This window comes from Paenibacillus sp. FSL L8-0340, assembly GCF_038593145.1.
Classification (GTDB): domain Bacteria; phylum Bacillota; class Bacilli; order Paenibacillales; family Paenibacillaceae; genus Paenibacillus_AQ.
Window position 1 is genome coordinate 277,398 of the sequence record NZ_CP151967.1, and the last position, 14,465, is coordinate 291,862.

General features: G+C 50.5%; 10 protein-coding genes. 8 read left to right on the plus strand and 2 right to left on the minus strand.

The window, feature by feature from the left end:
- The first annotated feature begins 243 nt into the window (after positions 1–243).
- The 3 genes from ald (at position 244) to NST07_RS01345 (ending at position 3,658) form a co-directional block, all read left to right on the plus strand.
- Positions 244–1,377, plus strand: coding sequence for an alanine dehydrogenase (ald, locus tag NST07_RS01335; protein ID WP_341089235.1), 1,134 nt, complete (start codon positions 244–246; stop codon positions 1,375–1,377).
- A gap of 180 nt (positions 1,378–1,557) precedes the next feature.
- Positions 1,558–2,826, plus strand: coding sequence for a helix-turn-helix domain-containing protein (locus NST07_RS01340; protein ID WP_342480938.1), 1,269 nt, complete (start codon positions 1,558–1,560; stop codon positions 2,824–2,826).
- Between the two features lie 109 nt (positions 2,827–2,935).
- Positions 2,936–3,658, plus strand: a complete 723-nt coding sequence (locus NST07_RS01345; RefSeq protein WP_341089237.1) for a protein-glutamine gamma-glutamyltransferase — start codon at positions 2,936–2,938, stop codon at positions 3,656–3,658.
- A gap of 5 nt (positions 3,659–3,663) precedes the next feature.
- Here the strand turns inward: NST07_RS01345 and NST07_RS01350 are convergent, their stop codons facing one another.
- Positions 3,664–5,289: a response regulator gene (locus NST07_RS01350; protein WP_341377043.1), complete on the minus strand. Its 1,626-nt coding sequence runs from the start codon at positions 5,287–5,289 to the stop codon at positions 3,664–3,666.
- The gene (locus NST07_RS01355; RefSeq protein WP_342480939.1) at positions 5,264–7,117 is read right to left on the minus strand and encodes a sensor histidine kinase; all 1,854 of its coding nucleotides are present in this window, start codon (positions 7,115–7,117) and stop codon (positions 5,264–5,266) included. The genes NST07_RS01350 and NST07_RS01355 overlap by 26 nt, the downstream gene beginning before the upstream one ends.
- A gap of 148 nt (positions 7,118–7,265) precedes the next feature.
- Between NST07_RS01355 and NST07_RS01360 the strand changes: the two genes are divergently transcribed.
- The 5 genes from NST07_RS01360 (at position 7,266) to NST07_RS01380 (ending at position 14,403) form a co-directional block, all read left to right on the plus strand.
- On the plus strand, positions 7,266–8,732 hold the full coding sequence (locus NST07_RS01360) for an extracellular solute-binding protein (protein ID WP_342480940.1): 1,467 nt from the start codon (positions 7,266–7,268) through the stop codon (positions 8,730–8,732).
- Between the two features lie 392 nt (positions 8,733–9,124).
- Positions 9,125–10,687 (plus strand): collagen-like protein, encoded by a 1,563-nt coding sequence (locus tag NST07_RS01365; protein WP_342480941.1) that lies wholly within the window; start codon positions 9,125–9,127, stop codon positions 10,685–10,687.
- A 206-nt stretch (positions 10,688–10,893) separates the two neighbouring features.
- Positions 10,894–11,880 carry an ABC transporter permease subunit gene (locus NST07_RS01370; protein ID WP_342480942.1) on the plus strand — a complete coding sequence of 329 codons (987 nt, stop codon included), beginning with the start codon at positions 10,894–10,896 and terminating at the stop codon, positions 11,878–11,880.
- A 23-nt stretch (positions 11,881–11,903) separates the two neighbouring features.
- Positions 11,904–12,797 carry a carbohydrate ABC transporter permease gene (locus tag NST07_RS01375; protein WP_038584856.1) on the plus strand — a complete coding sequence of 298 codons (894 nt, stop codon included), beginning with the start codon at positions 11,904–11,906 and terminating at the stop codon, positions 12,795–12,797.
- Between the two features lie 55 nt (positions 12,798–12,852).
- Positions 12,853–14,403: an ABC transporter substrate-binding protein gene (locus NST07_RS01380; RefSeq protein ID WP_341089245.1), complete on the plus strand. Its 1,551-nt coding sequence runs from the start codon at positions 12,853–12,855 to the stop codon at positions 14,401–14,403.
- The last annotated feature ends 62 nt before the right edge of the window (positions 14,404–14,465 follow it).

Here is a 14,465-nt window from a genome sequence, read left to right on the forward strand (position 1 = left end):
TTCTTAACAAAATAATTTAGTACGAAAGACACCTGAGCTGGTGTCTTTTTTTGTGCGCGGGATTCACTGGTTTGCTATATACACCAATGCTTTGGTAAAATGATCAACGGATGTCCATCACCTTCATTGTGTAAAAACACAATCATGGCAGATAAAGTTTTTATTTTTCACCAAATTGTCTCGAGAAATCACATGTTATAATTCTTTACATAAGAGAAACACATAAGACGGGAGCGATTAACGATGATTATTGGTGTACCCAAAGAGATCAAAAACAATGAGAACCGCGTAGCCATTACCCCTGCCGGAGTAGTCAGCCTGGTAGCCGAAGGACATAAAGTACTGGTGGAAGCCGGAGCCGGAGCAGGCAGCGGATTTCTGAATGAAGACTATGCTTCCGCCGGAGCGGAGCTGATCGCCGAAGCTTCTGCCGTATGGGCAGACGCCGAAATGGTGATGAAGGTGAAAGAACCGCTGGAAAGCGAATATGGCTACTTCCGCCCGGGTCTCATCCTTTTCACCTATCTGCACCTTGCCCCGGAACCGTCCCTCGCCGCCGCATTGAAAGAAAGAGGCGTCTTCGCCATCGGCTATGAGACAGTTGTCCATGAGCGTACCTTGCCGCTGCTTACGCCAATGAGTGAAGTGGCCGGACGGATGTCCGTGCAGCTCGGGGCACAATTTCTGCAAAAGAACTACGGCGGACAAGGCATTCTGCTCTCAGGTGTTCCCGGCGTCAGCAGAGGCAAGGTCAGCATTATCGGCGGTGGGGTAGTCGGCACAAATGCAGCCAAAATGGCGATTGGCCTGGGCGCGGAAGTGACGATTGTTGACCTCAGCGCAGACAGACTCCGCCAGCTGGACGATATCTTCGGCGCACAGATTAATACGCTAATCTCCAATCCTTACAACATTGCCAAGGCGGTTGCTGAAGCGGATTTGCTGGTTGGTGCAGTGCTGATCCCGGGTGCGAAAGCTCCGAAGCTGGTCACTGAAGAAATGGTTAAGTCGATGAAGCCGGGCTCGGTCATTGTTGACGTGGCGATTGACCAGGGCGGTATCGTTGAAACCATCGACCGGGTCACCACACATGATAATCCGGTATTTGAGAAATATGGTGTACTGCACTATTCGGTAGCGAATATGCCGGGCGCTGTAGCCAAAACCTCAACGATTGCATTAACCAATGTTACAGTTCCTTATGCGCTGCAAATTGCCAATAAAGGGGTATTCCAGGCGATTGAGGACGATGCCGGTCTGAAGAGCGGTGTCAACGTGGCCAATGGAAAGATCACCTGCCAAGCTGTAGCGGAAGCACTCGGGGAAGAGTACTTCACGGTAGAGAAAGCATTAGAACAAAAGTTCACTCTGATCTAATATAGAACCGAAAAAAGAGCAAAAGGTCAATCTTAAGCAGTCCGGTGAAATTACCGGGCTGTTTTTGTTGGGAGATGTTAGGTTTTCTTTCATCATCCTATAGTCAGCCGCTGCTCGGAGTACTATAATGTAATCACTCTATAGCGCAAATTCGGCTATTCTTCAGGTTGGGGTGGGAATATGACAGATTCAGAGCCAATATTTGACCGTTTTTTTGACAGCATGGAATCCCTGGCGGATACCCTCAGCGAGTCCCTTCAGTCGCAGGTAACGATTGAAGACAGCAACCACCATGTCATCGGCTACAGCTCCCATGAGTTTGAAAGCGACCCGGCCCGCATCTCCACCATCATCGGCAAACGTGTTCCGAATACAGTCATTATTGGCCTTCGAAAAAAGGGCGTAATGCATCAGCTGGAGAACGCCGCACATCCAATCCGCATTCCGGCGGTTATGGAGGTTGGGCTGGGGCCCCGGCTTGCCATGTGCATCAGACACCAGCAGGAAATCCTCGGTTATATCTGGGTTGTGGACCGGGGCAATCTGGCCTCAGGCCATGCGGAGAGCATTGTGGAGAAGGCCGCCGGCATCGCCGGGCGTTATCTGCTGAAGCAGCGCGGATGGAAGATGAAGCAGGACAAGACACATGAAGATTTCTTCTGGAAGCTGCTGACCTCGCATTATGAAAATGAGCCGCGCATCCGTCAGGAAGCGGAGAACGGGGCGATCCTGTTGCCGGAAAGCTACTATATCGGCGTGCTGGAGAGCAACCGGGTGATCGACGGGCATTTTCTGTTGAGGTTTCGCCAGATGATGGACACCTATGCCGGGCAGCGCCTGCTGTTATTGACGTCGGAGCAGAACCGGCTGATTATTTTGTTTTCGTTTCTTTTTCCGGTAGAAGGGACAGAGAGGCTGGCTTCATTCGTGCACAAGCTGATCCGCGATATGGGCAAAAGCGAAAGCTGTACGCTAGCGGCAGGCTGCAGTCCGGGATACCGGGAGTATACCCTTGCTGCTGTCGCCTACCGGGAGGCCCTGTCCATTCTGGAGCTTAAAAAGCTGCTGCCCTATCATGCCCGCGAGCTGCTGCTGTATGAGGAAATCGGCTTCTGGGCGTATATTCCGGCCATTATGGAGCAGAAACGCAGCATGACCCGCCGAAGCGCACTGCTGTATCCGCTGAAGGAGCATGACCGTGAACACAAAAGCGATTTTCTGAAAACGATCACCGTCTACTTGTCGTTCAACGGCAATTTGAAGGCGTCCGCCGCATTTCTGCATATCCATACCAACACATTAATGTACCGGCTGAACCGGATCGCCGAGATTACGGGCAAAAGCCTCAAGGAGACCGATTACCGGACCTCCATCTATCTGGATATCCTGACCGAAGAGACCGCACGGGTGAACCGCTGGTTTCTGGAGGAAGCCGGCAGCTCCGAATAAAGCGCCTGAAGTTTATCTCGATAAATTTCAGCTGCTCTGCACCAACCGAAGTCCCGACACGTACAATAACCTATATTTTGTGAACTTAAGATGAAAGGGGCAGAGCAGAATGGGGATTGGATATGGACCCGGGGATCCGTCGTTTGAACGGAGCATGCGGGCGGGAATTATCGCGGCGGCGGAATCCATGAATGCCGGCGGAACTGAATTTTCCAACTTTAAGAACTCCCGCTGCAATCCAAGGTATTGGACCCGTACGGACAACGGCGGATTTCAGTTGAAGGAAGGTGCCGCACCCTCGGCGGCAATCAATGATATTTTTGAGAACGGATCTCTCTATGCATTCGAATGCGCGATGGCTATGGTGATGATTCTTTATAAAGCGACGATCGGGGCGATCGGGGACGCCGCCTTTGACCGGCATTTCGGAGACATCTTCCTGTGGGACTGGAATTATGACAGCAATCTGCAGATGATTACTACCTTCGAGAAGTCTGATATGCTGCCAGGAGATGTGGTCTATTTCAAGAATCCCGACCATAACCCGGATAAGCCGGAATGGCAGGGGGAGAATGCGATCATGCTTGGCGATGACCGCTACTACGGGCATGGGCTGGGCATCAAAAGCTCGGCGCAAATGATTGCCGCACTCAACCGGCACAGAGTGCCGGGAAGCCGGACTTCTGCTTATTTTACCGACGAGGCGCTGCATCCCAACTTTGCCTATATTAGTGGATTAGCGATGAGGGCGGCTGTCCCTACGCCGGAGAACAAGGGTGCCAGAAACACCATTTTTTCCAGGATAGGTGTGAAATCCTATATTTATAAATAGCCGGATTACGGCATCTCTTCCTGGTCAGACCGGTATTTGAGCGGGTGGACGCCCACGGTTTTCTTGAACACGGTGCTGAAATAATGGGGGTTCTCATAGCCCACCCTTTCGGAAATTTCCATCACTTTCAGATCTGTAGTCTGCAGCAGCTCTTTGGCTTTGCCCATGCGGATTTTGGTGATATAGTCCGTGATCGTTTCACCGGTTTCTTTTTTGAAGATCAGGCTGATATAGTTGGGGGTCAGAAAGACCTCCTCTGCAATCCTGGAGATGGATAGCTCCTGGGCATACCCTTCCTGCACGATACTCCGGATTTTGTTGATGGCTCTGCTGTTCTTTGAGGTGTTTTTGCCTGCCACATATGCGCTTAAATCATGAAAAAGAGAGAGCATGTAGCTTTTGAGTCCGGCAATATTTTTCTGGATATAGAGTGTATCCATGATGGTAATCCGGTCATTCAGCACCCGTTCGATTTCCTCATCAATTTCATACAGGGCTCTTGCAGAAGTGAAGATGATCTCCGCACAGATGCTCTGTACATAACCGATTTGCAGCTTGGGCCCTTCAAGCATGGTGAACAGGGTTTCCAGCAGCTCCATTACTTTGTCCGTATGGCCTGCTTTGAGCTCATTCATCAGCTGGGCATGGAATTTATAAAAAAAAGTGCTCTGCAGCGTTTCCGTATCCGGCTGAATATCCTTGATATGGAGAATGGAAGCATGGCCGGTATAAAATTTGTAAGCCAGCGCGGCCAACGCATCTTTATAGGAGTTCTCGATTTGTCCGGCGAGCCTACAGGTTCTGCCGATGCCAATCGAGGCGTCAAGACGCAGATACTCTTTGATACTGGCGATAATCTGCTCGCAGAGGCTTGAGATGGAGTCTGATGCAGGCTCCTCCCCCGGACAAAAGATCATAATAAACTCATTCTCGCTGGCTACAAATCCGATTCCGCAGGGGTGGCTATTCAGGCATTCGCTCATAATATTCTGGATGGAGAAATAGAGCAGCTGCTTATACTCCTCCGTGAATTTGTCTACTGCCGCCCCGTAATCGTCAAGCTGCAATACACCTACCGACAGTGGGTCATTTCGTTTAAAAGGAAGGGCGAAATAGTCGACCTTCTCCCAAATCTCCCCTTCATTGCGGTATAGTCCGGCAATCAGGTTCTGCAGGAATTTCTCGCGGATCAGCGGCATATTGTCGTGCAGCTGCTTCTTCAACTGATTCAAATTCAGCTGGTTATCTCTTTCGTGGTGAATCCGGGCAATGACTTTATGAAAGATGTCTTTGACTTCACCGAGTTTAACCGGCTTTAGAATATAACCTTCGGCATTAACCTTCATCGCACTTTGGGCATAGGAGAAATCCTGCGCGCCGCTAATGATGATGATTTTGGTTAGACAACCGGCGGCCTTCAGCTTCTCGGCGACCTGAAGGCCGTTCAGAAAGGGCATCATAATATCGGTGAACAGAATATCCGGAGTATGCTTCATACATAATTCATAGGCCTCCTCGCCGTCTGCCGCCTCACCGATGACCTCAAGCCCGAACTCCTCCTGCCACTTGAACCCGTGGATCAGACTGCGGCGGATAAACGGCTCGTCATCCGCTATGATCATCGTCAACATCTTCAAACACCTCATCCCAAGTAGTAACGACCGGAAACCGGATCACAGCCAGCAGGCCTGCCTGATCTTCGGTGTTGGCATAGTAACGGATGCCGTAGGACTCGCCAAAAAACTGCTGGATTCTCATATGCACATTGCGGATGCCATATGACTGGTTACCTTGCTGATCGGTAAGCAGCTGGTTCAGCCTCTCCGGGTCCGCCCCTACGCCATCGTCAAAAACCGATATGCAAAGGATATCATGGGAAGAGTCCACTCTTATGCGGATTGTACCCTTCCCCCGCCGCTGCTGGATCCCATGAATAATCGCATTCTCCACGAGCGGCTGGATACTTAGTTTCACCACGAGACATTCCTCCAGCAGCCGGGGGTCGGCTTTCTCCAGCTCATAGGCGAGTTTATCCTGAAAGCGGAATTGCTGGATTTCCAGATAGCTCTCCACCTGCTTCAGTTCATCCCGCAGCGGGATAATATTCCTCCCCTTACTGAGGCTGTACCTGAAGAAGTCGGATAAGGAGGTCACCATATGGCTGATCTCGGGGACATCATGATTGATGGCCAGCCAGTTGATCGAATCCAGGGTGTTATAAAGAAAATGGGGATTGATCTGGGCCTGCAATGTCTTTAGTTCGGCCTCTTTCTTACGCAGTTCAGTGACATAGAGCTTGTCGATCAGTGCTTTGATTTGCTGCAGCAGCTTGTTATAACGGTTGAACAGATAGGAAAATTCGTCCTTGCGCCGGTAGCGGATGATGATGTTGAAATTCCCGCTTTCGGCATGTGACATCGACTGGATGAATTTGCGTATAGGAGCAGAGATGTTCTCCGACAGCAGCAGGGCCATCATCAGGGATACCAGCATGCATATGCCGATGACGACATACATCACCCGCCGGAACGAGGCCAATTCTCCATTCAGTTCACTTATGGGCGAGATGGAAAGAATGGTCCAGCCGGTGGCTTTTATTTTTTTGTAGCTCACGAGCATATTCTCGCCCTGAATCACATGATCGAAGGAATGAAAGATGTCGGGGTCTGCGGGTTCGGCAGCCATTTTACCGTAATAATCCTGTGTGCTGATGTTCTGCCCGATCAGGGTCTCCTCAGGGCTGATGGCAATGGTTCCAGTCTGGTCAGCAATATAAATTCTGCTGCCCGTCGTTGGCTTATAGTGCTCCAGCAATGTGCTGAATTCCGTCACGGGAATATCAATGGTGAGCAGCCCGACATAAGGCAGCTGGGCATGCCGTATGCCAAACAGACGTTTGGCGAATTTAAGCGTAAACCGGGAGTCCAGCGAGCTTAGGCCGACCACTGTGAAATCGGATCTGGCCGGTATGCCGAGATACCATGGCTTCAGTGAGATCTGGTCGATATTAAAGACCCGTCTGGAGAAGTTGTATTGGGTATATTCCGGGCGGTTCAGCATATACAGCATAGGGACGAAGCTGCTTCCCGAGGTCCCGTTTGCAGGGAAGTTCTCCAGCATTTTGTTCAGGGCAGCCAACTCATTGATAATGCCGGTGCTGTCGGTGGGCCGGTTGGAAGAGATCAAATCTGCGAATTCGGTATTGAGGTAAAGGGAGACCATGGAATTGTTGGCGCTCTCGAAACGCTGTGCGAGATTATCCTGTACAAGATTAAGATTGTTCTCAATCGATGTATTGACATTACGGGTGATGATATCCGCCGATTTATTGTAAACGGTAATAGAGATGATAGTCGTCGGGAGAAGGACAAGAAAGAGAAAGTAGAGGATGAGCCGGCTGCGGATGCTGAAATTGTACAGGAAGAGAGTTTTGGAGAGAGTATCAAATAGTTTTTTCATTTGAGTCCTCCTCTGGCCCTGTGAATATTCTTCGCTTGCCATTTAACGGATATTATTGGAATATATTAAATGCTGAATGAGTTTAACCCAATAGCTGGTATCCATTGTAAAACGCGATAAGTCTTGATGTCAACGCAGGAGGTGCACGGTGAAACGAATCCTCTTCCTTGGAATTACCTTGGTCCTTTGCGGGCTTGTGGCCTATGCCATTGCTTATGAACGTCCGCTGCTGGTTGATTTCGCTTCCGAACCTGCCTCTGAGGCAGTCCCGGTTACCCAGATCAGAATTGCACTATATGACTGGACGGAGAACCTGGAAGTGAAGAATGCGATCCATCAATACAATAAGAGCAATCCGGACCACATTGAGATTATAATCATGAATCTTTCAACAGATGTCTATGGGGATACACTGAACATGCTGATGACATCAGGTCAAGGGCCGGATGTGTTCAGCGTCGATAATGGCTGGCTGGCAACGTATGTGGAGAAGGGGTATCTGGCCGAATTATCTTCTTTTCTGAATACCGGCGATTTAGACAGGTTCCCGGTTTGGGCGAGAGACTTTGCGGACAGCTCGCTTTATAAGGGCGGCATTTATTTTATGCCCTCCAGTATTGAGACGGTACGGTTGATTTACAACAAGCAGCTGTTCCGCAATGCCGGTCTTGATCCGGAGCAGCCGCCCGTTACGTTTGCGGATATGGAGCGGTTCGCCGGGAAGATCAGCCAGGCCGGGGTCGGTGTAAATAAATACGGATTTGGCCTGCCGGCGGGAGACAGCCAGTATAGTCTGCAGACGGGACTTGAGATGTCGAGTACCTACAGCGGGACTTATCTTTATAATTACCGCACCGGCCGCTATGATCTGAGCGGATATGCCCCATGGCTGCAGATGCTGCTGGATATGAAGGCACAGGGCAGCCTGTATCCGGGAGAAACCCTGCTGAAGCGCAACAGCGCCTTGCGGCAGTTCGCCGATGGCAATATCGGGATGATGTACGTAACGAGCAAAGATTATGTGAAATTGCAGGAATATATGCCAAAGGATGACTGGGCAGTGGCTTTGCCGCCGGTAACATCAGCAGCCCAAAAGGGTGCCGGAGCCTTGATGATGATTCCACATTCTCCGCTTGTTGTGAACAGTGCCGCCTCCAACCGCGAGGCAGCGGTAAAGGTCTGGAAATTTTTGCAATCGAAGGAGTTTTTGACGATTTTATTCAAGCAGGCACTGGCACTGCCGGTGGTTGACGGCATCCTGGAGCTCCCCAACATGGCTCCGGGGCTGGGGCATTTCTCGGAATTTTATCCTACCGCAGAAGATTCAATATATCCGCTCTCCCCGCAAATCATGGACCAATATGATCCCAATACGGTTTCGATCGAGCCGCGCGACTCGGGTGACCGTCCGCGGATGCAGTTGTACCTGCAGATCCTCTCCGGGGAGAAGGAGCTGAAGGAGGCGTTGCGCAGCGAGACGCAGCGGCTGAACCGGATGCTGGATATCGCGGCTACCGGGTATTCTTTTAAGCACGAGGAGTATATTTATCCCGAGTTCAACCCTAAAGATCCATTGAAGGATGACAGTCTGGAGAATCTGTTAAGTGAGGATTAGGATGGACCGAGTAAGCTGCTGACGGGAGTACGCAGCAGGCCGGAATGTATGTGAACTGAAAATGTGCTGTATTGCGATAAGAGACTGTGCTGAAGCCGACCGGGGCTGCGGAACAGTCTCTTTGTGGTTTCAACCGGCAGCGCCGGAAGCCCTTGCGGGCGGTTTTGGGCGGACACCTGTTTCGGAGGAATGCCAAGCCCTGTTTATGAGAGTGCAGCTGACGTCCACACCGTCAGGAGAGGGCCGGAATATTAGTATATAAATCACTCAGTATGCGCTGGATTGAATAGTCCAAGCCATAAAATTATGGCAACGAGACCGGCGTACTGGGAGAAGGGGGAATCAGCAGGAAACGCACAATCGAAATCTATTTTAGAAGGAGTGGTAGGGTAATGGTTTTTTTGTCCACAGGACCGATAGAAAACAACATGGTTGGCGGTGTGAGACCGACTCAGCAGATTACCGTCAGAATTGATAACCGCAGTAGTATTGAGGCTTCGACAGTGACTGTTCAAGGTTATTACTTGCTGGGTGGAGTGCGGGATCTGTATGTCAGTGAATCTATCAACGTTGCTGCAAATCAAGTAATAACTTCCAACTACTTTGCCAATTTGGATGCTTTTGAATTTATCTTCGTAACCCCGAGTGAAAGCCCCGCAGACGATCCAATCCAGGTTTCGTTGTGGGGGAAGAGCAGTACCGGCCAATTAGTAACTGCACACCGGCTGGTATCCGCTGAACTGTTGGGGGATTTTGCCGGAATAACCGGAGCAACCGGGCCTGCCGGTGCGACAGGAGCAACTGGTGCAACCGGCGCAACAGGAGCAACAGGTGCTGGCGAGACTGGGGCGACTGGAGCAACGGGCGCAACAGGACTACCAGGAGCAACCGGAGCTACTGGTGCAACAGGAGCAACGGGCGCGGGTGAGACCGGGGCGACTGGGGCGACGGGTGAGGCTGGAGCGACTGGCGTAACGGGAGCTACCGGAGTGACGGGAGCAACTGGCGAGGCTGGAGCGACTGGCGTAACGGGAGCTACCGGAGTAACAGGAGCAACCGGAGAGGCTGGAGCAACTGGGGTAACGGGAGCTACCGGAGTAACAGGAGCAACCGGAGAGGCTGGAGCAACTGGGGCAACGGGAGCAACCGGAGTGACGGGAGCAACAGGAGAGGCTGGAGCGACTGGCGTAACAGGAGCAACAGGAGAGGCTGGAGCGACTGGTGTAACGGGAGCTACCGGAGTGACGGGAGCAACAGGAGGGGCTGGAGCGACTGGTGTAACGGGAGCTACCGGAGTGACGGGAGCAACCGGAGAGGCTGGAGCGACTGGTGTAACGGGAGCAACCGGAGAGGCTGGAGCGACTGGTGTAACGGGAGCAACCGGAGTGACGGGAGCAACAGGCGAGGCTGGAGCGACTGGAGCGACTGGTGTAACGGGAGCAACCGGTGTAACAGGAGCCACGGGAGCGGGTGTTGCAACTGAAGGCTTCTCGGCGTTGCTGCCGGCACTTTCGGTTACGACAAGTACCCAGCTCACAGGCTGGACTGTGGCGTCGCCATATTATGATAGTCCAACATTCGATGAAACTGCAGGGAACTATACCATACCGGCAACGGGCAGATATTCCATTGAAGCGACCGTCAATTATTCTACAACTGCTGCGATTTCGGTAGCTTTGGGCGCAGGAGTCGATCCGGCCTTTGTGGTACGGAGAACCTCGCCTGTAACAACAGATTTGGTAAGCGGGTTATTTCCGCTGCTGAATGTAAACATTGCCCTCCTGTTAACGCTCCGCACGATACTAGGTAACGGTACAGTAACCTTGGCAGGAGAATTCGAGTTGACGGCAGGCGATGTGATCGGCCTGTTCTATGAATCCGATGGGTTGACGGTTCCTTTGGATCTGGGCAGCACATCTTCAGGCATTGTGTGGTCTGTTCACAGACTCACTTAAGAACATCTATTCACAAAAGAGTGGCCCAGCAGGATGGGCTGCTCTTTTTTGCATGTGTGGTTTTTCAAGCCCTCTCTTTTTCAACACAAAAGACTGTAGGATTTCGAACTTTTATTATAGATCACCTTATTTAGAAGCCGCCGCTCTCCGGCTAAACTTAAGTCGTGGAAGAGAGAGACTGCTTAAGGAATCAGGAGGCGGAAGTGATGATTACTCATGAGAAGAGGAGCGCGATCAACACTGGACAAAGCTCACCGGTCCGGCCGGGAGCCAAAAAAGGGTCCATATTTAAGCATTTGCTGAAACATAAGGTGCTGCTGCTGATGCTGCTGCCCGGTTTGATCTTTCTGCTCATCAACAATTATTTGCCGATGTTCGGAATCATCATTGCATTCAAAAATATCAACTATGTTGATGGAATCCTGAGAAGCCCGTGGGTGGGGATGGATAATTTCAAATTTCTGTTCGCGACCTCGGACGCGTGGATTATTACCCGAAATACGGTGCTGTACAATTTCGTGTTTATTATTCTCAATCTGGTCATTGCGGTTTCGATTGCGATTGCCCTGAACGAGCTGAGAAATAAGCTGGCCGCGAAATTTTATCAAAGTATTATGTTTTTTCCCTATTTTTTATCTATGGTTGTTGTAAGTTATCTGGTGTTCGCCTTTCTTAATGTTGAATACGGTTTCATTAATAAAGGTGTCTTATCCCTGTTTGGACTGAATGAAATCAACTGGTATTCGGAGCCGAAATACTGGCCGTTTATTCTGCCGCTGATTAACCTCTGGAAGGGTGTGGGCTACGGCTGTGTCATTTATCTTGCGGCCATCATCGGCATTGATTCCGAATACTATGAGGCAGCTCTGATCGACGGCGCCAGCAAGTGGAAGCAGATTCTTCATATCACAATTCCGCTCATCCGGCCGGTCATTATCATCACGACCATCCTGGCGATCGGCGGCATCTTCCGCTCCGACTTCGGGCTGTTCTACCAGACCACGCTAAACTCCGGGGCGCTGTATCCGACAACGCTGGTCATTGATACCTATGTATACAACGCGCTTATCAATATGGGCAATCTGGGCATGTCCGCAGCGGCAGGCTTATACCAATCGGTGGTCGGCTTCTTCCTGGTCCTGGGCTCGAACTGGATCGTGCGCAAGGTCGACAAAGACCAGGCCGTTTTCTGAATTTGTGAGAGGAGGGAGAAGCTGTGACCAATAACGAAATATCCAAAGTAACGAATATGATACTCCATATTATTTTTATCATCCTGACGATAGCCTGTCTCTTGCCGATTGTGCTGGTCTTTATGATTTCGATTACCGACTATGATTATATTGTGCTCAACGGTTATCAATTTTTCCCGGAGAAGCTTAGTCTGGAGGCGTATGCCTATATCTTTAAGGATTACACCATCATTGCAAAAGCCTACGGCGTGTCCATCTTTGTGACGGTAGTCGGTACACTGCTCAGCGTATTTATCTCTTCACTCTATGCGTACCCGATCTCACGGACGGATTTCAAATATCGCGGCTTCTTCGCTTTTCTGATCTTCTTCACGATGCTGTTCGGCGGGGGGCTGGTGCCGTGGTACATGGTGTACACCCAGGTGCTGGATCTGAAAAACTCCATATGGTCCTTGATTATCCCAATGCTGCTGTCTCCTTTCAACGTGCTGATTATGAAAACCTACTTCCAGATGTCTGTGCCGCCTGCGCTGATTGAAGCCTCCAAAATTGACGGTGCCGGGGAACTAAGAACCTTCTTTCGGATTGTGTTCCCGCTCTCCCTGCCGGTCTTTGCCACCATTGGATTGTTCAACACCCTGCATTACTGGAATGACTGGTTTAACAGCATGATTTTTATTACCGACACCAAGCTCTATTCCCTGCAATACCTGATGTATAAAATGATCTCGCAGGCGGATTATCTGAGCCGCAACAGCGCCTTGATTCAAGGCTCGGCCACAGAACTGGCCAAATTGCCGGGAGAAACCATCCGCATGGCGATGGCGCTGATCGGAATCGGTCCGATTGTGCTGGCGTATCCGTTCTTCCAGCGCTATTTCATTAAGGGTTTAACGCTTGGGTCCATTAAAGGCTAACCTCGGAATCCACCGATTTAGCATATATTTTCAAGTCAAAGGGAGGAAAAGAGTAATGACAGGTAAAAGAGGCACGGGTCTACTGCTTTCACTTGTACTTATGATTGGAATGACACTCAGCGGGTGCTCAGGGAATAATAATAACAATAAAACCGCCGCCCCCGAGAAAACCGCGGAAAGCACAGCAGCCCCAGCCGCCACTGAAACTGCCAAAGCAACCGAAGCAGCCGAAACAACAAATGAGCTGGAGCAGGTGGAGCTGTCCCTGTATCTCCCGGGCGGTCCGGATAAGGATGTAGCATCTGTTGAGCAGGCCATCAATGCTTATTTGAAGGATAAAATTAATGCCACGATCAAGATTAACCAGCTGAGCTGGGATAAACCGGCGGATAAAGTGAATCTCATGATCCAATCCGGTGAAGTGTTCGACATGGTCTTTACCTGGAACTTCATGACCAATGCTGCCAAAGGCGCGTATCTGCCGCTGGAAGAGCTGCTGGATACCTACGCCAAAGAAACCAAGGCACAGATCAACCCAGCTTATCTGCAAGCGGCTACTGTAAACGGACATTTGTATGCGGTTCCAACCGAAAAAGAGCTGGGCCAATCCGTAGGGTTCGCTTTTGACAAGGCGATTGTCGACAAGTACGGCTTCGATGTGAACAGCATCACCAAGCTGGAGGATATCGAGCCGATGCTGAAGACCATTAAAGAGAAGGAGCCGGCCATGTCGCCGCTGTTCATGAACCATACAGACAGCCTAAACTGGTTCACGGTGTATCCGGAAAGTGAAGATCTGGACGGAAGCAATGAAATTCCAACGCTGCTTGATTACAAAACCATGAAGGTGTTCAACGAATATGACACTCCTGAAATTGTGGAAAGACTTAAGCTGATCCGCAAGTGGTATGAGGCCGGATACATCAACAAGAACGGAGCCACTGACAAGACCGAGCTTAAGGATGCGGTGAAAAGCGGCAAAGCCTGGTTCGTGTACGGCAATATGAATCCTACATCCACCAACGACTGGACCCGGCTCGCTGAGAAACCGATGATTATCAAAACGCTGCTTCCGGTTCAAGTAAGCACCAAAAGCTTGCAGGGCTCGATGCTCGCCATCTCCAGAACATCGAAGAATCCGGAACGCGCTATGATGTTTATGAACCTGATTCATACAGATCCTGTCCTCTACAACTTGCTTACCTTCGGTATTGAAGGCAAACACTACAACAAGGTTGGCGAGAACACTGTTGATTTCATTGCGGACAGCGGCTACAACTCCGTATCCTCCTGGATGATCGGGAACGTGCTGCTCAACTACCTGAATAAGAATGAAGACCCGAAACGCGTGCAGCTCTACACGGACTGGAACAAGAACTCCAAAGTTTCGCCGGTTATCGGATTTGTATTTGATTCGACGAAGGTGCAATCGCAGATTGGGGCACTGATCAATATTACGAAGCAGTATAAGAATACCTTGTACTCCGGGGAGCAAGATCCGGAACCTATCCTCAAAGAAATGAACAGCAAGCTGAAGGCCGCAGGACTGGAAGCTGTGATTAACGAGATTCAAGCGCAAATGGATGCATTTTTGGCCGCCAAATAAGGAGCCGCAGCAGTAGCAGACCCGATATCCGGCAAACAGCCTGGCCGTATTGGCCGCTTGCC

Bases quoted from the DNA above. Each gene is read 5' to 3' on its own strand.
- NST07_RS01350 (WP_341377043.1), bottom strand. From the start codon at position 5,289: ATGTTGACGATGATCATAGCGGATGACGAGCCGTTTATCCGCCGCAGT.
- NST07_RS01345 (WP_341089237.1), top strand. From the start codon at position 2,936: ATGGGGATTGGATATGGACCCGGGGATCCGTCGTTTGAACGGAGCATG.
- NST07_RS01340 (WP_342480938.1), top strand. From the start codon at position 1,558: ATGACAGATTCAGAGCCAATATTTGACCGTTTTTTTGACAGCATGGAA.
- NST07_RS01355 (WP_342480939.1), bottom strand. From the start codon at position 7,117: ATGAAAAAACTATTTGATACTCTCTCCAAAACTCTCTTCCTGTACAAT.
- NST07_RS01370 (WP_342480942.1), top strand. From the start codon at position 10,894: ATGATTACTCATGAGAAGAGGAGCGCGATCAACACTGGACAAAGCTCA.
- NST07_RS01380 (WP_341089245.1), top strand. From the start codon at position 12,853: ATGACAGGTAAAAGAGGCACGGGTCTACTGCTTTCACTTGTACTTATG.
- NST07_RS01365 (WP_342480941.1), top strand. From the start codon at position 9,125: ATGGTTTTTTTGTCCACAGGACCGATAGAAAACAACATGGTTGGCGGT.
- ald (WP_341089235.1), top strand. From the start codon at position 244: ATGATTATTGGTGTACCCAAAGAGATCAAAAACAATGAGAACCGCGTA.